Here is a 23,179-nt window from a genome sequence, read left to right on the forward strand (position 1 = left end):
GTCATGCTTACTCTGCATTCCGCAACGCTTTCCCCAGCCTGCCAAAGTAGTCGCTGAACGCTGCATTGATCTGTTCCCGCTGTGCACCCCGTGGGTAAAGACCTCTTTCCGCTTCAGGAGAGGCCTTGGTGCCTTTGACCAGGAAGTGATTGGTGATGGCCGCATCCTGCACAAACCCTTCAAAGGCGCGTGCGCAGAGCTCTTCGGGTTTACTGTAATAGAGCTGTCCAAGTTTTTTATCCATCTGTACTGAACGTTGAAACAGCTCGCTAGGCTGATCACCCGCTGGTCGAAGCAGTACGGCCTTGAAGCAATGCCTCAGCAGTTGATTCAGAGGGTGTGCAATGGGCGTTGCATCGGCGAGCCAAGCGGTAGAGGCGAACATACCGACGGGTGTGCCGCGAAAACACTTGCTGACGATGTAGTGATCAAAAGCATGAAACCACTCGTGGGCAATGCTGCCGGGGCCAGCGTTTTTGGCCAGCGCAAAACTGCGTTGGCTGGGGTCGTAGTGGGCAGAAACACCAGGTCGACCACCGCTGCCATATTGCAGCGCGATTGAGCCGCGTAGTGAAATCAGCGCCTCTGGTCCCTGTAGAATCACCATGAGATCGCACAGTGCATCATGAAACAGCTCGGCGGCACGGTCGCGCTCAGCGTTGGTTACCCAGCGTCCAATCTCAATGGAGCGAAAATCAAACTGACGCCGGATCAGGGCAAAACTGCTGGCTTGCCCCTGGCGATGGTCAGGACCACTGCGATAAAAATCCCGCGCTTCGATGCTCACTTGTCGTTTCTCCTTGCATTCCGCCATCCAGACCCCCACTAACTAACCGTAACGCATTTTAATTGCCTCATTTTCCACCGCCAGGAGAGAGATATGAGCAAGCGTATTTTAGTGGTACTGACGTCTCACGATCAGTTGGGTGATACTGGTAATAAAACCGGTTTTTGGCTCGAAGAGCTGGCAGCCCCTTATTATGTCTTTAAAGACGCGGGTGCTGAAGTAACGTTGGCATCGCCCAAGGGTGGGCAGCCGCCGCTTGACCCAAAAAGTGACGCAGACGATAGCCAAACCGATGAAACGCGCCGCTTTAAGCAAGATGAAAAAGCTAACGCGGAGCTTGCCGCTACCCATCGCTTGAGCGACATGAAGGCTGATGATTTCGATGCGGTATTCTACCCTGGGGGCCATGGCCCGCTATGGGATCTCGTTGACGACGCGGACTCGATTCGCTTGATCGAAACCTTTATCGCCCAAGGCAAGCCGGTTGCCACGGTTTGTCACGCGCCGATAGTGTTGGTAAATGCTAAAGACAGCGCTGGTGAACCGCTAGTAAAAGGCCGCCAAGTAACGGGCTTTACTAACGGCGAAGAGGAGGCTGTGGGCTTGACCAATATCGTGCCGCATCTCGTTGAAGATGCCTTGCAAAAGTGTGGCGGGATTTATAGCAAAGCGGATGATTTCACTCCTTACGTACGTGAGGATGGCCAACTGATCACAGGGCAAAACCCTCCTTCCTCAGCGCTCACGGCTGAAACGCTAATGGCGTGGCTGACGAAATAACCCGCCGGTATTAATACCGGGTTTGGTGACGACGGCGAGGCTCTCCTCGCCGTTTGTATTTTTGGGTGCCGATTAGATTCTGACTATGCTTATAGGGAGATAGGTTATTTATTTTTAATTAGCTATGTTCTCAACAGCGCAGTTCTCAGCAGCGCAACAAGGAGGCGACTAACATGGAGACAGCACGCGTCTATCGGATGAAAACCGCAGAACATCTCTGCCCATTCGGTATGAAAACAGTCGATTTGTTAAAACGCAAAGGCTATCAGGTTGATGACCATCCGCTTACATCCCGAGATGAAATTGAAGCGTTCAAGGCCCAGGAGAATGTCGATACCACTCCGCAAACCTATATAGGTGATAAACGTATTGGCGGCTATGAAGAGGTGCGTGAGCATTTAGGCATGAGCGTGCCGAGTGCAAAAGAGACCGCATATCGGCCAGTGATCGCGATTTTTGTGACCGCTTTGCTCATCGGTCTGGCGATTAGCTGGGTTGCCAATGGCACCTTAGTGGCGGCACGAATGCCCGAATATGCGGTGGCCACGGCCATGGTGCTGCTGGGTTTGCAGAAGCTGCAGGATGTAGAGAGCTTTAGCTCGATGTTCCTTAACTACGACTTACTGGCTCAGCGCTATGTCCCTTACAGTTATGTGTACCCCTACGCAGAGACCCTGGCAGGGGTACTAATGCTGGCCGGTGCCATGCTTTGGCTGGCAGCACCGCTGGCACTGTTTATTGGCACGGTAGGTGCGGTGTCGGTCTTTAAAGCCGTGTATGTGGATAAGCGTGAGCTGAAATGCGCCTGCGTTGGCGGAAGCAGCAATGTGCCACTAGGGTTTGTATCGCTGACAGAAAATATCGCCATGGTGCTGATGGGACTATGGATGCCGCTGAAAATGTTGCTATAACAATCGTCGTCAAAAACTTGCTTGGCTAAAATGCTGTTTAAAATCCAAAAATCCGTTAAAAAACAATTTATTTGCCGCTACATATCACAGGTTAGATAAACCTGCTGTTATAAAGCGCACTGTGTGTGCACAGCGAAGGGAACTCGCGACAGGGAAGAACAAGCAAGGATTGCTTGTGTAGCACAAGGATGCACAAACAGGATGTTTGTGGTGCAAGATCAGGGAAGAACAGATGAAAACCCGGCCAAGGAGTGGCCGGGTTTTTTTTACCCTGAAATAAATAAAAATTTAATTAAGCTCTTATGACGCTTTCGTTAATAATGTATTGCTATTGATAGTAAAAAGGCAGCGGTCACAAAGATAAGCCTTTTTTATAATAACCGCTTAAGTTGGTAAGCGATTGTTTTAACAAGCATAGTGATAATAAAGCGAGCTTAATTCACTCAAGGGTATTTCAACCGCTGTTTGACAGTTCAGGCAGCGTACGGTGGTACTGTTTTTACCGGTGCCTTCTAAACGGAAGCGGTTCAAAAACGGGTTTTTGGGTGACTCATTGTTGCCACAATGGCGACAGATGACATCCAGCCCGTTGACTTTGCTGCTAATAATAATGTCTCGCACGCTGACCTCCTACCATTAGGTTAGATGATGGTTCAGGCGTGGTAACGTCCGTGTAGAGTAGCATCGTTGCCGATACTTTTAATAGTATAGCGCTGCAAGGCATATGTGCCATATAAAAAAGCGTGCTTTAAATAGGTGCAGTTAATCTGAATAAAAAAAGATAAATTTTTTCCGGTTTAATAACATAGGTTAGATAAATAGAGTGTTTTAAGGTTCACTGTGAGTACACAGCATAAGGAAGTGGCAACAGGGAAGATAAAGCTAGGGAAGCTTACGCTCATGGATGCACAAACAGGATGTTTGTGAAGACGAATCAAGGAAGGTTTGATAAAGCCCCAGCCAGGGAGTGGCCGGGGCTTCTTTTTTATACGCTTGTTTTATTTCTTCGCTTTTTTCTTACTTTTCTTACTGTCGTTGCCTTGGCTAACTGTTTTGCCTTCGCTGCTCTCGTCTTTGCTGTCACCCTTCTCACTGTCAGGCTTGTCGCCGCCTTGATGGGTGAGCGGGCTCGCTTGGTCTAAGCGCGGGTGGTTATCCAGGAATTCACGCTGTAGGTCAGGCATGGCATCCAGGGCTTGCAGGGTATGGGTGAGGGCATGGATGGCCGCCAGCACGTCCTGGGTATGGCCTGTTTCTGAGATGGTGTGCATGTTGCGAATAGGGAAGCCAATTGAGGTAGCGGCACTATCGATAGACGCCAATACGCCTGCCATGCCATCGGTACCCGTATCCACACCGACAATATCGCGCTGCAGCGGAATGTCCTGCTCTTTCGCGGCCGTGGCGATAATGCGGTTGAGCTGTTCACTGGCAATCGAGCCCACCGCCATGGTGAAGCCTTTGCCCATCTCCAGTGGCTGCATGCGCTTGTCGCCAATACCGGGCGCAGCCACATAGTCGTGGTTTACATCGACGCCAATTAAGGCATCTGGCTTCATTTCGCCCGCCATCACGCGGCTGCCGAAACGGCCAATCTCTTCGTAGCTGGCAATCGCAAACAGCACGCGCACATTTTGGGTGCCACCTGCTTCGGCGATCAAACGCGCCACTTCGGCGGTCACAAAGCAGCCTAGGCCGTTATCCAGGTAAGCGCCGTAGAAGGTATTGGGACTAAAGCCGGGGCGGATAGGGCGGTCGAAAATAATCGAATCGCCGGGCCGTACGCCCAGGTTCAGCACCTGTTGCTTTTTATTCTCGCCGTGGATCTGTAGATCCAGGTAGATCTGCTCTTTTTTCAGGCCTTTGCTGCCATCGCGCTGAGCAGGATCGGAGAAGTGAATCGCGCCCAGTGCCTCGACCGTGCCACCTTCAATGCAGCGGTAGCTACCGGGGGCGTCGGGGTCTTCGCTGAACAACTTCACTTCATGGCCGATAAGCACGGTGGGCAGAAAGGAGTCGGTGTTGATCCAGATCTTGCCGTCTTCGCCAATCGAGCGCACCTGCATGCGGATTTTATCCGCATGGCCGATCAGCATGACCTTGAACATGTCGTCGCGGCCGGGGTGAGTGTCCAGCACAACGCCCGCGTTGCCCTTAAACTGGTGAAGGTGCCAGCTTTTAGGCGCGAAGCTCTCAAAATGCGGCTTGAGCACGCCGTAGGTCATGGCAGCTTCCAGGCCTACGGGGCTGGGGGCGGCAAGAATATCGCGCATTAGTTTGAACTGCGCGTCGGGCATTGGTTGTGTCCAGGGTTTTGCACTATCGCTCATCGTTGTCGCTCACTCATTTTTAGGTGGATGTTAATCACCTCTAGTCTGCCAGATTCCCGCACTGTGTGTAGAGAAAGACGCTTATTCATGGTGATGAATTAGCTCGCGCAGGGCGCTGGTGGCGGCGGATGGAGGGTGACGGCGGCTCAATATAATGCCCAGCTCACGGCGAATGGTCGGCTCCACCAGCGGGCGGTACTCAATACCATCGGCGGCAATTTGCCGAAAACTGAGCGAGGGCAGCACGCTAATACCTAATCCCGCAGCTACCATGCGGCCTACCGTGGCGATCTGGCGCGCATCGCACAAGATATCCAGCCGTTCTCCTACGCTCTGCATAATGCGGTCAATATCCTGGCGCGAGCTGGAAAGGCGATTGATACCAATAAACGGATAAGCCGCGAGTTGGCTCCAGGCGACGGCTGATTGCGCCAGCAATGGATGCCCGCAGGGGCAAACGACCACATAGCTGTCTTCGAGGACGGGGTCAAACGTCAAGTCGTCTGCGTCGCTTGGCGGCACGGAAAGACCCAGGTCGGCGCGACCTTCGCGCACCATTTGATTGATTTGATCGGCCAGCACATCGTGCAGGCTGAGGTTAATACGTGGGTAAGCCTCGTGAAAAAGCTTAATGACCCGCGGGAATAGTCCTGCCGCCAGAGTAGGCAGGGCGGCCACGGTTATCTTTCCGCGCTGTTTGGAAAATTGGTCGTTGAGATCCTCAAAGGCTTCGTTCCAATCATTCAGGAGCCGCACGGCAACGGGCAGAAAGGCTTCGCCTTCCGGTGTTAACGCGAGCTGCCGCGTGGTACGGGCAAACAGTGCACCACCGACGTTCTCCTCAAGTTTACGCAGGGCGATCGAAATCGCCGGTTGGGAAAGGTGCACGCGCTCGCTGGCCTCTGCAAGGCTGCGCGAGTGGGCGACGGCAACAAAAACACGCAACTGCTGGATGCTTGGATTCATTTAGAAAGTAAAACATAAATTAAAAACTATTCAATATACAAAATTAAACTGGCAGATCATGCTTGCTGTATCGCATGCAAACAGCGTCGCGATCACCGTTTTACATAAAAAGCCGCTCTACAATAACAATAGCTCGCTTTGCGAGCTTCGGAGACACAATGAAAACGCTACTTACTGCCATGGTGGCCAGTGCCACGGTGCTGGCCGCTGCTGCTACTCACGCTGATGAGCGCCTGTTGATTGGCTCTACCTCAAGCTCCTCCAGCCACTACAGCTACTTTGTGGCAGTCAATCAGATTATTAATAATCAAGTCGAAGGGATCAGTTCTTCGGTTGCCGAAACCGGTGCCACTGTGGATAACCTGCGCCGTTTAGGCCGCAACCAAATCGATATGGGCCTGGTGACCACCAATACGGGTTATCACGCCTACGCCGGTGAGGAGGATTTTGAAGGCCGCCCCGTCGATAACCGCCTGCTCTGGGTCTACACCGTGGCACCGCAGAATGCCGTGATGCGCCAGGATGCAGGGGTGGAAACCTTCGCTGATTTAAACGGTGTGCGCTTCAATCCAGGCATTACGGGGTCAGCTACTGAGAAAACCACCGAAGCGGTAATGCGCGCACTTGGCATCGAACCGGATTATGTACGTGGTTCCACCACCGATATGGTCGACGCCATGAAAGATGGCCGAGTGATGGGGTCGGTAAAATCGGGTGTCGGAGAACGCCTGGATGGCTCCTCCATGGATATCGCCACTTTCACACCGATTAGCGTGCTGTCGCTTGACCAAGAGCAGGCCGACACACTGCGCAGCGAAATGCCCGATGTGGCGATTGTCGATGTGCCGGAAGGGGCCGCAGAGGGTATTCCTGCCTACACCACTTGGGCCTTTGGTGTGGCCGTGCACGCCCATCCGGATATGGATGAAGAAACCGCCTATCAAATCGTCAAAGCGGTGATGGAAAACCCAGAGCCGCAGGTTAACGCCTTCGCTGCCATGCAGGATGCGGATATGGCGAAGATGACCCTGGAGGTTGGCACCGTGCCACTGCATGCTGGCGCTGCGCGCTATTTCGAAGAGCAGGGGTATGACATCCCCGATGCCTTGCAGCCAGTCCAGTAAGGCCCATTGGAGAAGATGATCATGCGCGAGACAGTTACCAAAGGCTTGGCGCTCCTGCTGGGCGGGCTAATCCTTTATACCTCCGCCACTGGGCCGTTCGAGAGCTTGATTCAGCGGAGTATCTTTCTCGCGCTGGTCATCCTGCTAGGGCTTGCCGTCTATCCGCTAGGCGCAGGCAAGCGCTGGCGCCCGCTGGGCATTGCGATTGATGCGGTGCTGGCAGTGGGGGTGGTGTTTGCCTGTGGCTATGTGGCGCTTAACTATGAACAAATTCTGGTCGAACTCCCCTGGGCAACACCTCGGGATATGCTGCTGACCGGCGTACTGCTGGTGGCGATTCTGGAGCTTTCGCGGCGCGCCATCGGCGTGATCTTTCCACTGTTAGTGCTAGTGGGATTAGCCTACGCGTGGTTTGGAGCAGCCATTCCAGGGCCGCTCGGCCACCGTGGTTTTGATCTGTATTACATGACCGAAACCATCTACCTCGGCGATTTAGGCGTGTGGGGCATGCTGGTTGGCGTCGCCGCCACCACTATCGCTGCTTTCGTGTTGTTCGGCTGTTTGCTGCTACATACCGGAGGCGGTAATACCTTTATGGATTTGGCGCTGCGTATCAGCGGCCGCTCGCCGGGCGGTGCTGCCAAAGTGGCCACCGTGGCCTCCGGGCTGTTTGGCATGGTCAGCGGCAGTGCGGTAGCCAATGTGGCCACCACGGGCAACTTCACCATCCCCATGATGAAACGCTTGAACTACCCACGCCCCTTCGCGGCTGGGGTAGAAGCGGTGGCCTCGACCGGTGGCCAAATCGCACCGCCGATCCTGGGCGCTGCGGCATTTATCATGGCGGAAATCCTCGGTGAGAGTTACCTGCGTATCGCCTTAGCGGCCTTGTTGCCAGCGATTCTTTTCTATCTCGGGGTGTTTGTCACCATTCACCTCGTCGCCAAGCGCCGCCAATTGCAGGTAGTGCCCGATGATGAGCTGCCAAGCTGGTCAGACGTGATACGCCCTGAACGAATTATTCCCATTCTGGCTGCATTAGGCGGGCTGTTTTACGGCGTGCTCAGTGGTCGTTCGATCCAAATGTCGGCGTTCTACGGCATCTTGATGACCGTGCTAACGTTCGTGCCTTTTGCGCTCATGGCTAAGATGCCGCTGCGCGAGATCCTCGGCAAGCTGGTGGCAGGCTTAGTCGATGCAGGCAAGGGCATGGTGATTATTGGCGTGCTGCTGGCCGGGGCGCAGATACTGGTGGCGATGATCGGTATGACAGGCATCGGTGTGACCCTAGCCAGCTTGATAGTCACGGTGGGCGGAGAGTCGCTGTTCCTGGTCGCCTTTATCGTCGGCGGCGTGTGTCTGATTTTGGGCATGGGGATCCCGACCACGGCAGCGTATGTTCTGGTGGCATCAGTGCTGGCGCCTGCGCTCACCACCATCGGTGTTGAGCCGCTGATTGCCCACCTATTCGTTTTCTACTTCGCCACCCTGTCGGTGATTACACCGCCTGTCTGTATTGCGGTCTTTGTGGCCTCAGGCATTGCCGACACCAACTGGCTGCCTGCGGCGGTTGAATCAGTGCGCTTGGCGGCGGCTATCTATGTCATTCCCTTCCTGCTGCTGATCTACCCAGCCCTGGCAGGGTTTGGTTCTGCCCTGGAGATCGTCTTGGCCAGCTGCCAAGGGGTCGTGTTTGTGATGGCCTTCGCCGCGCTGATGTCCCGGGTAGCCATGACGGGTAAGCGCGTGATCGATGTCGTGGGGCTGATCGCGGTCATTGGACTGGCGCTGACACCCGGCTGGCTGACCACGCTGGCGGCGCTAGCCCTGATCATTGGGCTATTTATACGCCGCCGCTCGCTGCTGAGAGACGAGCAGGGGGCCGTCGCGGGCGACCACCACTCTCTTCAGGCCAAGGAGACACAGCTATGAGCTTTTTATTAGGCAGTGGTGCGGGTTTTTCTGGCGACCGTACCGATGCGGCCGTGGCGGTGGTGGCAGAGTTGATCAAGCGACAGCAGCCCTCCGCTTTAGTATTTGAAACCCTGGGCGAACGGACATTAGCGGCAGCTCACCGCGCGATGCGTGATGATCCCGAAAGCGGGTTTGAACCGCTGTTAGACGAGCTGCTGGCGCCAGTGCTGCGTGACTGTCTGGATCACGACATTAAGATTTTAGGCAACTTTGGTGCGGCGAACCCCAGTGGTGCTTGTCAGGTAATTGCTGACTTGGCTACGCAGCTTGGGCGCGGGGATGCATGCATTGCCCAGGTGCATGGTGACGATATCCGTCAGCAGCTACATAGCTTGGACCTACAGCGCTGGGAGGCCGAGCGGCTGGATATGCCCGGCGATGAAGCCCTGATTTCAGCCAATGTCTATCTGGGGGCCAAGGCGCTGGCTGAGGCGTTGGCCATGCAGGCGAATGTAGTGGTTACAGGCCGTGTTGCCGACCCGGCGCTGTTTTTAGCGCCGCTGATGCACCACTTCGATTGGCGTTGGGACGATTGGGATCGTCTAGCCTGCGGCATGATGGCGGGGCATTTAGCAGAGTGTGGCGCCCAGGTGAGCGGCGGCTACTTTGCCGATCCGGGCTTTAAAGAGGTGCCCGGACTCGCCACGGTGGGCTATCCGATTATTGAAGTAGAGCAGGATGGCAGCCTTATTATTACCAAGCCCGCCAATACTGGTGGCTGTGTTACCGAACAGACGGTGAAAGAACAGCTGCTTTACGAAGTTCATGACCCGGCGAATTATCTGACTCCGGATGTCACGGTGGATCTTTCCCACGCCGAGGTGCGTCAGTTGTCACCCAATCGCGTGGCGGTGACAGGAATTCGCGGCAAGCCTGCGCCTGAGCGGCTAAAAACCACCGTGTGCTATGAAGGCGGTTGGCAGGGCGAGGCGGAAATCTCCTATGCCGGCCCGAACGCCTTGGCACGAGCCCAGCTTGCAGCGCAGGTACTGCGTGAACGATTGGTGTTTCGAGCCCCTGCCGAGCTGCGTACCCGCTTGGATATCATTGGCTTGGCCAGCGTATTCGATAGCGATAGCGGTGAGCTGCAGCGTAGCGCTTCAGGGTCTGCCAGCGGCGATTATCGGCTGCGGCTGGCGGCCGAGCACAGCGAGCGGCGCTGGGTAGCCCGCGCCACCCAGGAGCTATTGGCGCTTTATTGTGCCGGGCCCGCGGGTGGCGGTGGCGTGCGGCGCCAATTTCAAAGGCGAGTGTTTACCGCCTCTTATTTGGTCAAACGTAGCGACGTTAATGCCCATGCCAGTCTGTTTGAATCGTCGCCGCTCGGCGAACGTAGGAGTGAACGTTATGCTGCAAGCTGACCACACGCAAACAACGGTGCGCCCGGATACCTCAGTCGCTCTTCATCAACTCGCCCATGCCCGCGCAGGTGATAAGGGGGAACGGCTAAACGTGGCACTGTTTGCCTATGACCCAGACCATTACACCACCCTGCTGGAGCAGGTAACCGAGGAGCGTGTGCTGGCGCTGTTTGCTCATCGTGGTGCCAGCCGAGTGCGGCGTTACCCTTTGCCTAATTTGGCGGGCATGAACTTCGTGATCGATGACGTGCTGCAGGGCGGCGTTAATGGCGCGCTCAACTTGGATGGGCATGGCAAGACGCTATCGTTTTTGCTGTTAAGCATGGAGGTTGATGCGAGCTAGGCCTTTTTAACCTCGCTCCTCGACTTAGGTGGTCATGACCCGCTGCCTGAAAGGCCTTACTATGACGATAAAATACGCACGCTAATTAACATAACGTCCGCTCAGTCGTCGTTAAAGAGCCGTTCAGGAGTAGCCCCATGACCGTCGCAACGCTAGGTGCCCAGCGCTTCAAAGTGCTGTTGGCGGGCGTTTTTAGCCAAATATTATGTGTTGGCATCGCGCGCTTTGCCTATACCCCATTGCTACCGGTGATGCAGCAGCAAACCTGGATGGGTGATGCCGATGGCGGCTGGCTGGCTGCGGTTAACTACGCGGGCTATATGCTGGGGGCCGTGCTGGCCGCCTCTATTCACAGTATTTATATCAAAGACACGCTATTTCGCTGCGGGTTAATCCTGGCGGTAATCACGACTGCGGGTATGGCGCTTACCGATCACTTCTGGGTTTGGGCGGGGTTGCGTTTTCTGGCGGGTCTTTCAAGCAGCGCTGCAATGCTATTAGCGTCAGGGCTGATTCTTCACTGGTTAATCCAACATCGCCAGCGCGGCGAGCTGGGAATTCATTTTGCCGGTTTGGGGCTAGGCATGATTGTCGCGGCGGTGGCAGTGGAGATGATGCTCCAGTTTTCCTTTAGCTGGCAGACCCAATGGTGGGGCTTTAGCCTGCTGGGTGCCGTGCTGCTGGTGCCTGCCTGGCGCTGGCTGCCGCGGCCGGAAAGGCCGCTAGAGGGGGCTCACGTGGCGAGTAGCCGAACCGCTACGCCGCCAACACGTACTTTTATGCGCTGGATGCTCGCCGCCTACTTTTGCGCCGGTTATGGCTATGTGATCAGCGCTACCTTCTTAGTTGCCATCGTTGAGCGTGAGCCGCTGCTGGCGGGGATGGGCAACTGGACGTTCGCTCTGGCCGGTTTAGCCGCCGCCCCAGCGGTGATGCTGTGGGATCTGGTCGCCCGTCGAGTGGGCTATTTAGGGGCGCTGATTCTCGCCATGGGGATTCAGGTAGTGGGGATCGTACTGCCTGCGATTACCGCGAACTCAGCAGTGGTACTGCTCAGTGCGGTGCTCTATGGCGGTACCTTCCTTGGTTGCGTCAGCCTTGTGCTGACCATGGCAGGTAGGCTCTATCCTTCCAGCCCCGCGCGGCTAATGGGGCAGATGACTCTGGCATACGGCGCCGCCCAGATATGCGCCCCGGCATTAACCGGTATGTTGGCTGAAACCTCTGGCCACTATGGTGTTGGGCTGTGGTTGGCGGGCGGTTTTGTAACGCTTGGCGCGGTGCTGCTGGCCTGTTTGCGCCGGGTCGATCAAACCGCTCAACGCCTGGATGCCGCCGCAAAAGCCATGGTGTACGCCTAGGAACTGGGGCCTAGTGGGCATTACCCTCGAAATCCTTTAGGATGAGCGCCTTTTTCTACGGGATATGGGCAAATGACCTCTTCTAGGCAACCTCGCACCCAATGGCTAGGCCGCTGGGGGTTTATGTTGGCGGCCACCGGTTCGGCGGTGGGGCTAGGCAATATCTGGAAATTCCCCTACATGACTGGGGAGTTTGGCGGCGGCGCCTTCGTGCTGGTCTATCTAACGTGCATCTTTGCCGTGGGTGTGCCGGTGATGATGGTCGAAATCGCGTTTGGTCGGCGGGGGCGTGGTAGCCCGGTGGATGCCATACGGCGCGTGGTCAATGAGTCTGGCCGTTCATCGGCCTGGTCGTTGATTGGTTGGATGGCCATGCTCTGCGGCTTTATGATCCTGTCGTTTTACGTGGTGGTGGCGGGCTGGTCGTTCTCGTATCTGTGGAAGATGCTGACCGGGGGGCTCGCGGGCAGCAGCGTTGATGAGATGGCCGCTGTGTTCGGGGCCAATAACGCCAATCCTCTGAACCTCGGTTTCTGGAGCACCCTGGTCACGCTGGCCACCATGTTGATCGTGGGTAAAGGCGTGCAGCAGGGAATCGAGAAGAGCGTTAGCTGGATGATGCCGGGGCTGGTGATCATGCTGGTGGTGTTGATTGGCTTTGGTATGTTTTCCGGTGGCTTTGGCGCTGCGGTTAACTTTCTGTTCTCCTTCAATGCGGGCAGCCTCTCTAGCGAAGGCCTTCTGGCAGCGCTGGGTCATGCGTTTTTCACCCTCTCGCTGGCCTCGGGGGCGATTCTGACCTATGGCAGCTACTTGCCTAAAGACGCTTCTATTGGCCGCACCACGGTGAGTGTGGCGGTGGCGGATACCGTTGTTGCCTTGATGGCGGGGCTTGCGATCTTCCCGGTTATTTTCGCCAATGGCATGAACCCCGGAGAAGGCCCTGGGCTAATTTTTATGAGCCTGCCGTTGGCCTTCCAGGCGATGCCGCTGGGCACCCTGTTTGGCATTCTCTTCTTCCTGATGCTCTCTATGGCAGCGCTGACCTCTTCGATCTCTATGGTCGAAGCCACGGTTTCCTGGCTGTGCGACAACAAAGGTATCTCGCGTTCGGCAGCCGCCTGGGGCACAGGTATTGTGCTGTGGTTGATTAGCACACTGGCGATGCTGTCGTTTAACCTGGGCGCGGATTGGACACTGGCCGGTAAGAACTTCTTTGACTGGCTGGATTATTTAACCTCGCGCTGGATGATGCCGTTGGGTGGTCTGGGCACGGTAGTGGTAGCGGGGTTTGTGCTGAAAAGCGAGACCTTCCGCGACGAGCTGGGGCTTGCCCCCTTGCCTTATGCGCTGTGGCTGACCATGGTGCGCTACGTTAGCCCGCTGGGCATTGTGGTGATTTTTGTCGACGCGCTGGGCGTTTATCAGGTCTCGTTTGCGGCTCACTGGCCCTGGTTGCTGGGGATTCTGTTTGCCATGGTCGCGCTTGGCGAAACCTTAAGCCCGCGGCTGCGTACTGCGCTTAGCGCTGGTTAACGCCTGCTGTTTTTTCTGCTTCTCTTTCTGCTTTGCCTCGGCGTCGGCGACTGCGCCGGGGTGAGTGCCCACTTTCATCAACTCGTCCCAGCGCGTGGTATAGCGGTCTGAGCGGTGGGCGCAGCGCAGTTGCCAAGCAGCAGGGGCATCCGTCATACCAAAGCTGATAGTGCCTTGCCCCATGCGCTGGTTGATCTGATCCACGGTTGCCATTAAAAACGGATGGCGATCACGGACTGGCGGATGCAGCAGCGAAAGCTGGTGCTGCTCTGCATCCACTAAATCCAGCAGCATCACGCCAGCTTTCATGAACTGGTAGCGGGGGCGATGAATCTGCTCAAGGCCTTGGCGTACGGCATCAAGGATCACCCGGGTATCGTCGCTGGGTGAGGGCAGGGCGATCAGCGCCTGCGGGAAGTATTGCAACTGATCGCGGCGATGACGGTTAGTGTTGAGAAATACCATCACCGCACGAGCTAAGCTACGTTGCTCGCGAAGTTTTTCAGCGCTGCGCTGGGCGTGGCGCCGCAGTGCATTATGTACTTCTGCAAAAACGCCGGTGGGCTGGCCGAAAGAGCGCGAGGTCATAATGCGTTGGCGCGGTTGATCCAGGGCGTTCATCTCCATACAAGGCGTGCCACGCAGCTCGAGCGCGGTGCGCGCCAGCACCACAGAGAAGCGCTTGCGCAACTGCTTGTCGTCGCTTTGACGCAAGTCCCAAGCGGTGGTCACGCCGCCAATCGCTAAGCGCCCGGCAAGCCGATGGCCGACGCCCCACACGCTGCCCACCGGCGTACGTTTGAGCAGCGCCTGCGTCGTGTGATCCTGTCCATTAAGCAGGCAAACGCCTTGGTAATGTGGGTCTTGCTTGGCAAGGTGATTGGCTAGTTTGGCGAGCGTGTGGGTGGGGGCCAGCCCAACACACACCGGTAACCCTAAATGGCGGCGAATGCGATGGTGCAATTCTCGCCCCAGCCCCTCACACTGCTCTGTGGTTAATCCTTCCAGGTAGACGAACATTTCATCTATTGAGTAGGGCGCAACTGCAGGGCAGGCATCGCGTAGTAGTTGGGTCAGCCGTGCCGACATATCTCCGTAGAGTTCATAGTTAGACGACAGCAGGTGGATCTCGCCGCGCTGACGCATTTCTTCAAGCTTGAAGGCAGGCGCACCCATAGGGATACCCAGCGCTTTTAACTCGGCGGAGCGGGCGATGACACAGCCGTCGTTGTTCGACATTACCCCCACGGGCCTACCTTCCAGCTTGGGCTGAAAAACCCGCTCGCAGCTGACGTAGAAGTTGTTGGCATCGACTAGACCGATCATCGCAAGTACTCGTGCACGACGGCGCGCACTACCCCCCATAGCTGGCAGTCGCTACCTTCAAGTGGCAGTGGCGGATAGTTAGGATGTGTTGAGCACAGGTGCGGCGTTCCCCGATAGAGCGCATAGCGTTTAATTAGGGCCTCGCCCTCTAGCATAGCGACCAGAATATGTCCCAGTTGCGGTTCAATACTGCGATCAACCACCAGCAAATCACCCTCAAAAATTCCCCAACCCTCCATGCTGTCGCCGGTGGCGGTGACATAAAACGTCTCAGTAGGGTTTTTAACCAGCCGTGTGTTGAGATCCAGCGTGCATGGCTCGTAATCCTGGGCTGGCGAAGGAAAGCCACTAAAACCAGCGCGGCCACAAGGCTGCGGCTGAGAGGTTAACGGCAAGGCAGGGGTAAAGTGAGAAGACTGGCCCGGCATCGTCGGCATCCTGGTGCTTAAAATATTGTATAAATATACAGTATTTTGCATGGCGAAGGAAAACGCAAATTGACGCCCCCTGAGATCGCTTCATTGTGTTCGCGATGACACTTTCTCTGTCATTACGTGAATCACGCTCATGCAAGACCTGACGAGGATGCGATGAAAGTCGCGTCAGGCTGCGTTATGATAGCGCCCTCGCTTCTTCCATGATGACCCTTTCTCGTTACGAGGTTCCCGCCGATGTTCAGCCGCGATATGACAATTGCCGGATTTGATGATGTGCTGTTTGATGCCATGCAGAAAGAAGTGGAGCGCCAAGAGGCCCACATCGAACTGATCGCTTCCGAAAACTACGCCAGCCCCCGCGTACTCGAAGCTCAGGGCAGCCAGCTGACCAATAAATACGCTGAGGGCTACCCCGGTAAGCGCTACTACGGCGGCTGTGAGTTCGTCGATATCGCTGAAAACCTGGCCATTGATTACGCCAAAGAGCTGTTCGGCGCCACCTACGTGAACGTTCAGCCCCACTCAGGCTCGCAAGCCAACAGCGCGGTGTTCCAAGCGCTGGTTAAGCCAGGCGATACCATTTTAGGTATGAGCCTGGATGCGGGCGGCCACCTGACCCACGGTGCCAAGCCTAATTTTTCCGGCAAGCACTACAACGCCATTCAGTACGGTCTGGATGAGCAGGGGTTAATTGATTACGATCAAGTGGCCCAGCTTGCTCGCGAGCACAAGCCCAAAATGATCATCGCCGGCTTCTCAGCCTATTCACAAATTGTTGATTGGGCCAAGTTCCGTGAAATCGCCGATGAAGTAGGCGCTTACTTACTCGTTGATATGGCCCACGTCTCTGGTCTGGTCGCGGCAGGCGTATACCCCAGCCCCTTGCCCCATGCCCACGTGGTCACCTCCACTACCCACAAAACCCTACGCGGCCCACGCAGTGGCGTGATTCTCTCAGCGGAAAACGACGCTGATATCGAGAAAAAGCTGCAATCAGCGGTTTTCCCCGGCGGCCAGGGTGGCCCCTTGATGCACGTAATCGCCGCCAAAGCGATCTGTTTCAAAGAGGCTATGGAACCCGAGTTCAAAACCTATCAGCAGCAGGTAGTTAAGAACGCTCAGGCAATGGCCAAGGTGTTTATTGATCGCGGTTACGACATCGTCTCTGGTGGTACCGAAGACCACCTCTTCCTGCTTTCGCTGATCAAGCAGGGCGTAACGGGCAAAGATGCCGATGCTGCTTTGGGTCGTGCCCACATCACTGTGAACAAGAACGCCGTTCCAAACGACCCGCAAAGCCCGTTTGTCACCTCTGGCCTGCGTATTGGCACCCCAGCGGTGACCACGCGCGGTTTCAGTGAACAAGAGTGTAGTACGTTGGCAGGCTGGATCTGCGATATTCTGGACGTACTGGCCAAGGGCGATGACACCAGCGCCATCGAAGCCCAGGTGCTGGATAAAGTGGCCGAGGTATGTGCGCGGCTTCCGGTTTATAAATAAGCAGCTGTAACCATTCTCCTTGGCAAAGGATAGCCACAAAGAACGGGCGGCCCATTAGGGTCGCCCGTTCTTTGTTAGTGCTCTGTTCTTTGCTAAGAGTAAGGCCCCTAGTTCAGCTTTTCGAGAGCGGCCAAGCTCTGTTTTACCAGTGCCGATGCGTCTGCTTGTGAAGCAGATTCGCTATAGCAGCGCAGCTCCGGTGCATTGCCAGAGGGGCGAAGGTGCACGATATCGCCATTTTCAAGCGTGGCTCTCAAGCCATCAGTGCTATTGACTGCTGAAATGCCAGCTTGTAAACCTAATGTTTGCTGCATCAGCTCAGGTGAGGTTTGCCATTTGGTCAGCAACACATGGCTTTTCTCCGTGGCGAAATCCTTGAGTCGGTCGCTTGCCGTATAGCGGGCAGGTAAGTCAGCGATTAGCTGCGAGAGGTTAATCCCGCGTTGGGCGGCCATCACCATCAAAGTAAGGGCGGGGAGCAGCGCATCGCGGGTGGGTAGGGCGGCTAATTGACGGCCATCACTCTCCAATCTGCTTCCCAATAGAAAACCACCGTTGGCTTCAAACCCAGCCACTCGCGTAAACCGCTTACTGAGCTTAGCCATACTGTCCAATACATACGGTGAACCAATGCGCGTGCGCTCAACTAGCTGGAAGGCACCGCACGCTTCTATCGCTGTATTGCAGCTTACCGGCACAGCCAGCGCTTCGATTCCCAATGCACGGGCGCAGAGTAACCCGACAATATCACCACGCTGCCACGTACCCGTTTCATCTCCAAGCAACGGCCGATCTCCATCGCCATCGGTAGAAAACAGGGCTTGTAGTTGGTGTTGGTTTGCCCAGGCACGCCCTTGAGCCTGATCCTCGTCGCTAACGGCCTCGGTATCTACAGGCACAAAGGCTTCGCTGCGGCCTAGTACCACTACATCCGCACCTAACTCGCTCAAAATATGCGCATTCAAATCGCGCCCTGCGGCCGAGTGTTGGTACAAGCCTACCCGCCAACCTTTCAATGGCTCACCTGGAAACCAGGTGGTGAAGCGCTCTGAGTAGGCCTGATTAGCGGCTTCAGAAACCTCCCCGCGCACTGGCGCGGGGAGGGTAGGCATAGCCGCCTCAGCATTAAGAATAGCGGTTTCATCAGCTTTGGTAATCTCGCCATCAGGGCGGTAAAACTTGATGCCGTTACGGTTAAACGGTATATGGCTGCCGGTAATCATGATGCAAGGTATGCCATCCGCCATTGTCTTTAACGCCAGGGCAGGCGTAGGCAGTACGCCATAGTCATTGACCTTCACTCCTAGCGTATGGGCCGCACTGGTACAGGCGGCTGCCATCGCCGGGCTGCTGGGGCGGCGATCCATACCTAGCGTAATACGTTCTACTGGAAAAGAGTCCCGCATGGCGGTAATAAATGCCACGGTGAAAGCTGCACATACTTCATCGGTAAACTGTTCAACCAGCCCTCGTGCGCCGCTGGTACCAAAAGCAATGCCGCTGTCATGAATAATAGCAGTAGTGGAACGTACTGAACTCAATGTATTTCTCCTGAAAAAAGTGCTTGCGGTGAGTTTAACACCCTAGGCGGGAAGCGCTACGGGGCGCTTTGAGCGCTGAAGCGATCAGGGGTAATGGCTAGTAAGACAAAAAATGGCCCCCGCAAGCGGAGGCCATCTCAAAAGGTAGTACGTTTAATTAAGCTTCAGCTAGGCCTAAGTTCAGGCCTACTAAGATAGGATCGTGGTCTGAACTACGGAACGCATCATCGGCGTATAGGTTGTCATCCTGACGATCATTAGTGAAGTCGGTGTTGTAATCCAATGCCGATGCTTCATCCGCATTGATATGCCAAGTCGTGGTGCCCGTGACCTGTGTTGCGAGCGTTTCACTGGCTAACGCATGATCCAACGAACCCCAGAATCCATCAAAGACATAGCTGTAATCATCGTCCTGAAGGGTATAGCCCGCATCGGTCAGGGTCATGATGGGGTCTTCCATGGCATAAGAGTTCAAGTCACCAAGAATCAGCACGTCGCTGTCATTGCTACCGGTGGGGTTGGTGGATAGCCATTCAAGCAATTCCTCCGCGGCCTCGACCCGTGTGGGGTTGTTGTTGGCCTGTCCGTCGCCGATAGCGTCTTCACCATTGACGACACTGCCTTTGGATTTAAAGTGGTTAACCACCACCGAAAAGGTTTCACCATTACTATCTTCAAAGGTTTGCATCACCGGTGCACGGTTTGCAGTGGCGAAAGCTCCATCGGTTTTAGTGGCTGCAGCGCCAGTAGGTGTCACCGCCTGACTATTGTAGATGACCCCAACCGCAATGGCATCATCCCCAGGGCTAGTGGTGTTGCCATTCCCATCTTCGGGGACGCTGTAAGCCCAAGTGACATCCTGAATGTTTTTATCCTGCACATCTGCATTCAGCGCATCAACCAACGTTGCAATGGCGCTATCGTCACCATAACCGTTGTTCTCGATTTCCATGAGCCCCACCACATCAGCACCGCTGGTATTAATTGCCTCAACGATTTTGGCTTCCTGACGGGCAAACTCTTCAGCATTATTGGCGCCGCGTGGATCATGCAGAGTGCCATTTAAGGTCTCTGTTTTGTTGCCGTTTTCATCCAGTGTAGTGAAGTAGTTCAATACATTGAAAGAGGCCACTGTAATATCGGCATCACCCAGAGCATCTGTATCAGGTGTTGCCGGACGCTCAGCGCCGGTAAAGTCCAGGCCTTCGACGTTTTGGACTTTCCACTCTTCGAAGTTGTAATCAAGCACGCCTTCGAGAGTCTGAAGCTCATCTCCACCGCGCAGCGGGTTAGAACCAGAAAGCTCCTCACCGTTACGACCATAAATAATCGGATCAGCGTTTTGTGCCGAATTCGCATCATCGATTTTAATGGTGCGTGCCTCGGCGTCGTCAAGCCAAGCGCTATAGCCTGCCACATCAGGCTCGTTGACTTCCGTGAACTGCTCTAAGCGGCCCCCTGATGCAAGCGTAACTTCGCCATAACGGCCCAGCTCGTAAAGCTCAGTGACCACTAACGGCTCACCGTCCAGCGCTTCTATGGCGACTCGCATACCTTCAAAGGCTTCCAGGCCTTGTTTGTCGGTAAACGGCATGATGATTCGCTGGCTTTCAGGCAAAGGCACATCGTTAGCCAGCACCTCAAGGCTGTTGCGTTCGGCAGTTAACTGCGTTTTCTCGAAATACTCTGAGACCTCGCCGCTGATGCGAATTTGATCACCGGCATTGAGCTGCTCCAGCCAATCGCCACTACCGCTACCCGCGTACACAAAAATACCTTCTGACGTCTCGGCATTATTGTCGTTATCGCTATCTTCCTCTTGCAGGAAGAAGCCATCCAAGCCAGGCGCTACCATGGTGACGATGGCTTCAAGCGTAACGTTTTCACCCTCTAAAGTGCTGCTGCTCGAGTCACCCTGTACTGCAGAAATCAGCGTAATATCTACCTGGGGCTGATTAGCAAGACCAGGTGACGCTACGGCGGGTACATCACTACCATCACCGCCCAGTGCATCAGAGCTAATCGCCCCCTCAGTATCAGTGGTGGTGAATTTGCCTAAATCCACATCCCAGGAAGCGGCGTCAAACCCGTCGGTATCAGGGTAGGCTTCCATTGCCACCTGGTTGCCATCAACACGTGGGTCGCCTTGCCACAGCGTTACGGCATCGCCGCCACCGCCCAGGCCAGAAGCATTCTCGGCATAACCAATTTTCAGGGCATCGATATTATCCAGGTTGCTCCACGCTGAACGGAATTCCGCGACTGATTCGGCATCGCCATCGACCATGACAATCGCTGATTCACCAGGAGCCAGCGAGCTTAGCCCCTTAATTTCAATAGCATCTACGGGATCAGCGCTGTCATCATCGTAGTAAAGCGGCATATTGCTGAAATCAAGCGTTTCAGACGAACGGTTAGTGACTTCAAACCAGTCAGCGGTGACATCAGAACCACTTTGGCCTGACCATATCTCAGTGATGGCTAAACCAATATCGCGCTCGCCCGGCACATAAGGAGCTTCCATCGTGCCCACATGAAAGTCAGTGGTGGCATTGGTGGGTAATTCAGCGTACTCAAATGACCAATTCTCTGGGTTGCCAACGGCGCTTAATAGCTCATCCGCCGTGCCGAAGCCATCGCCGGTAAAGGCGGCATTGCGTGCGCTGCCAACGGCAACCGCCGTGACACCTTCTTCAAGGCCAGGCGGCAGAGCAGAGTTATTTGAGGAGTCAGCAGTGTCCTGCCACGCATCGCTGTTGGTTTGAGCCGCGTAGATAAATGTTGGGGCGCTAGCCTCGCCGACGAAAGCAAGTACTTGGTCACCGCTGACCGAAAGATTAAACCCGTTATTACCCACCTCGCTGCTGTTAGCAGTAGTGAATTGCGGAGAATCCGCAGTGTAAGTAACAACCGTGCCTGCAGGTACGCCGCCTTCAGGCGCAGTCCACTTAACGGCGCCTTCGTTGGCACGGAAGCCATCGCCAGCCCAGCCTGAGTCAGTAAAGGTAATTTCCGCACCTTCGCTAATACCCTTCAGTGCTACGAACTGGAAGGATTTTTCGCTGCCACTGACCGCAGTAATCGCAATGTCACCGGCTTGAGGTGCAAAATCAGGCAGGTTGAATTCAATGTCTGTGCTTACAAAGCGCTGCTGTTCGGCGGGTAGATCCTTAGACTCTTGACCATCCTCTAACCAATCCACCGTGCCGCTATCAAACAGCACGCTCGCAGTAACGCCCGACTCGGTGATGGAAACATCGAAAAGTGATTCCGGCTTCGCCGTCAGTGCGTCCGGTAGGGTATTGAGATCCGGGCCGTCTATTTCACGAACGGCATAATCGCCATCCCATAGGTAAAGACCAAAACCGACGTCGTCGTCATCGTTAACCGGGCCCGCCAGGATCAGATAACCTTCATCGCCAGCAGGCTCAATAGAACGCACCGCGCGGCCATTCAGGTCTAAACGCAGGGGATCGCCAAAGGAAGCTTCGCTAGACTCATCAGAGACGAGGTCAATCACGTTTTCAACAGGCACTAATTGTGCGAAGCCATCATCCAACGGCGAGCGTAGGCCAAGATAAAGGGAATCACCGATAAACACAGCGCCTTCAATATTGACCCCTAACGAGAGGCTCAGCGCATTTTCACCAAGCCCATGGCCATTATTGGCATCCCAGTCGTTAAGCTGGCTGGCTAAATCGGTAAACTGTCCCGTTACCTCGATGTTCAAGCTTTCAGCGCTATCACCTGTCACTTCAGTGGCAAAAATCATCGAGCGCTGGCTGCTCTCGTGGGAGCCTAACCAATATTGGGTACCTTGATGAGTCGCCACCGCCTCCAAATCCACCTCTTGGGTGTCATTCAAACCCAGAGCCGTATTCAGGTTAATTTCCGCCAAAGGGGCACCATCACTGTCGCGCTCATAGAGGCGTAATACTTGGTCTTCGTCATCCGCCACCAACATTAAACCCTCGCCCACGGCAATTGCTGCTGAAGCGTCAGAAGTGCCCGTGTGGTAGCGCTCTCCCAGATTGAAGTTTGGATTGCTTGGCTCAGGCTGACTGGGGTCAGTTGGGTTGTTGGGTTCTTCAGGTTCTGTTGGCTCTTCAGGTTCTGTTGGCTCTTCAGGTTCTGTTGGCTCTTCAGGTTCTGTTGGCTCTTCAGGTTCTGTTGGCTCTTCAGGTTCTGTTGGCTCTTCAGGTTCCGTTGGCTCTTCAGGTTCTGTTGGTTCTTCAGGTTCTTCTTGCTCATTCTCAAGCTGCTCAATGTAACGACTCAGTAGCGATGCAACATCATCCACGCTGGAGCCATCGCCGAGTAAAGGAGCTAATACACGTGCTGGTTGCTGTTCAATGCTTTCGCTGCTGTTCATAAATGCTGCGGCAAGCTCCTCACGAGACAGCACGTCCGCCAGCAGCGCTGACCAGTACACTAAGCCTTCTGGGTCAGGCTCACGGTTCAAAACACTGTTGTAGAGTTGATTTAGCCAAGTGGTATCGTTCAAGTTGGAAACGCTGGCTTCGAACTCATTAGACGCTTGAAAACTATTGGAAATCTCTTCCAATGCTAAGCCGTTGCGGTACTCATTGACCCAGTACGCGAGGCCTGCAGGGTCGGCCGTACGTAATAGGTGAACACTATAGAGCGTAATAATAGGTTGGATTTGCAGCTGAAATTCATCGCTGGTCACCATTGAGTCAAGAGTGGTTGCAACATCGACAGTTCCGCTATCCAGGGCGGTAGTCCAATAATTAGCGCCAGCCTCATCCGGCTCACGCAATAAAATATCGCGATATAACGTAGAAACAAGCTCAATATTGGTCATTTAACCAGCCCTCACAGAATGAATAGAAAAATCTAATTTATTACTAAGTCATAGCAATAAAATGACTTTAATGTTGT

General features: G+C 54.9%; 16 protein-coding genes. 9 read left to right on the forward strand and 7 right to left on the reverse strand.

Translation table 11 applies throughout. From position 1 onward, the window contains the following. Positions 1-7: 7 nt before the first annotated feature. The gene (locus YERSI8AC_RS07580; protein ID WP_159176449.1) at positions 8-787 is read right to left on the reverse strand and encodes a CLCA_X family protein; all 780 of its coding nucleotides are present in this window, start codon (positions 785-787) and stop codon (positions 8-10) included. Between the two features lie 93 nt (positions 788-880). Here YERSI8AC_RS07580 and YERSI8AC_RS07585 point away from each other — a divergent pair, with 93 nt between their 5' ends. Further along, positions 881-1,567 (forward strand): type 1 glutamine amidotransferase domain-containing protein, encoded by a 687-nt coding sequence (locus YERSI8AC_RS07585; RefSeq protein ID WP_009288080.1) that lies wholly within the window; start codon positions 881-883, stop codon positions 1,565-1,567. Between the two features lie 173 nt (positions 1,568-1,740). After that, positions 1,741-2,478: a glutaredoxin gene (locus YERSI8AC_RS07590; protein ID WP_159176450.1), complete on the forward strand. Its 738-nt coding sequence runs from the start codon at positions 1,741-1,743 to the stop codon at positions 2,476-2,478. Positions 2,479-3,476: 998 nt separating this feature from the next. On the opposite strand, the gene YERSI8AC_RS07595 is transcribed toward YERSI8AC_RS07590, so the two are convergent. Both YERSI8AC_RS07595 and YERSI8AC_RS07600 read right to left on the reverse strand, forming a co-directional pair. Continuing rightward, a complete protein-coding gene (locus YERSI8AC_RS07595) occupies positions 3,477-4,808 on the reverse strand; it encodes a M20/M25/M40 family metallo-hydrolase (RefSeq protein WP_022520386.1) in 1,332 nt (443 codons plus the stop codon). A gap of 81 nt (positions 4,809-4,889) precedes the next feature. Beyond that, positions 4,890-5,774, reverse strand: a complete 885-nt coding sequence (locus YERSI8AC_RS07600; RefSeq protein WP_022520385.1) for a LysR family transcriptional regulator — start codon at positions 5,772-5,774, stop codon at positions 4,890-4,892. Positions 5,775-5,932: 158 nt separating this feature from the next. Between YERSI8AC_RS07600 and YERSI8AC_RS07605 the strand changes: the two genes are divergently transcribed. From YERSI8AC_RS07605 to YERSI8AC_RS07630, 6 genes are all read left to right on the forward strand, one after another. Beyond that, positions 5,933-6,898, forward strand: a complete 966-nt coding sequence (locus YERSI8AC_RS07605; RefSeq protein WP_089690561.1) for a TAXI family TRAP transporter solute-binding subunit — start codon at positions 5,933-5,935, stop codon at positions 6,896-6,898. Between the two features lie 21 nt (positions 6,899-6,919). Next, positions 6,920-8,830: a TRAP transporter permease gene (locus tag YERSI8AC_RS07610; protein WP_236557265.1), complete on the forward strand. Its 1,911-nt coding sequence runs from the start codon at positions 6,920-6,922 to the stop codon at positions 8,828-8,830. Beyond that, positions 8,827-10,233: an acyclic terpene utilization AtuA family protein gene (locus tag YERSI8AC_RS07615; RefSeq protein WP_159176452.1), complete on the forward strand. Its 1,407-nt coding sequence runs from the start codon at positions 8,827-8,829 to the stop codon at positions 10,231-10,233. The genes YERSI8AC_RS07610 and YERSI8AC_RS07615 overlap by 4 nt, the downstream gene beginning before the upstream one ends. Continuing rightward, the gene (locus YERSI8AC_RS07620; RefSeq protein ID WP_022520381.1) at positions 10,220-10,576 is read left to right on the forward strand and encodes an AtuA-related protein; all 357 of its coding nucleotides are present in this window, start codon (positions 10,220-10,222) and stop codon (positions 10,574-10,576) included. Before YERSI8AC_RS07615 ends, YERSI8AC_RS07620 begins: the two co-directional genes overlap by 14 nt. Before the next feature lie 137 nt (positions 10,577-10,713). After that, positions 10,714-11,937 (forward strand): YbfB/YjiJ family MFS transporter, encoded by a 1,224-nt coding sequence (locus YERSI8AC_RS07625; RefSeq protein ID WP_041157894.1) that lies wholly within the window; start codon positions 10,714-10,716, stop codon positions 11,935-11,937. Positions 11,938-12,009: 72 nt separating this feature from the next. Continuing rightward, positions 12,010-13,473, forward strand: a complete 1,464-nt coding sequence (locus tag YERSI8AC_RS07630) for a sodium-dependent transporter (RefSeq protein ID WP_041157895.1) — start codon at positions 12,010-12,012, stop codon at positions 13,471-13,473. Here the strand turns inward: YERSI8AC_RS07630 and YERSI8AC_RS07635 are convergent. Beyond that, the gene (locus tag YERSI8AC_RS07635; RefSeq protein WP_159176453.1) at positions 13,435-14,799 is read right to left on the reverse strand and encodes a Y-family DNA polymerase; all 1,365 of its coding nucleotides are present in this window, start codon (positions 14,797-14,799) and stop codon (positions 13,435-13,437) included. The genes YERSI8AC_RS07630 and YERSI8AC_RS07635 overlap by 39 nt on opposite strands. Continuing rightward, positions 14,796-15,227 carry a LexA family protein gene (locus YERSI8AC_RS07640; protein WP_022520377.1) on the reverse strand — a complete coding sequence of 144 codons (432 nt, stop codon included), beginning with the start codon at positions 15,225-15,227 and terminating at the stop codon, positions 14,796-14,798. The genes YERSI8AC_RS07635 and YERSI8AC_RS07640 overlap by 4 nt, the downstream gene beginning before the upstream one ends. Positions 15,228-15,470: 243 nt before the next feature. On the opposite strand from YERSI8AC_RS07640, the gene glyA reads away from it, so the two are divergent. Next, entirely contained in the window at positions 15,471-16,736 is a 1,266-nt protein-coding gene (gene glyA, locus YERSI8AC_RS07645; RefSeq protein ID WP_159176454.1) for a serine hydroxymethyltransferase, read from the forward strand. 107 nt (positions 16,737-16,843) lie between these two features. On the opposite strand, the gene YERSI8AC_RS07650 is transcribed toward glyA, so the two are convergent. Next, positions 16,844-18,277, reverse strand: coding sequence for a phosphomannomutase (locus YERSI8AC_RS07650; RefSeq protein ID WP_159176455.1), 1,434 nt, complete (start codon positions 18,275-18,277; stop codon positions 16,844-16,846). A gap of 157 nt (positions 18,278-18,434) precedes the next feature. Further along, positions 18,435-23,102, reverse strand: a complete 4,668-nt coding sequence (locus tag YERSI8AC_RS07655) for an ExeM/NucH family extracellular endonuclease (RefSeq protein ID WP_159176456.1) — start codon at positions 23,100-23,102, stop codon at positions 18,435-18,437. Positions 23,103-23,179: the final 77 nt, after the last annotated feature.

It is taken from the genome of Halomonas sp. 113 (genome assembly GCF_904067645.1).
Classification (GTDB): domain Bacteria; phylum Pseudomonadota; class Gammaproteobacteria; order Pseudomonadales; family Halomonadaceae; genus Vreelandella; species Vreelandella titanicae.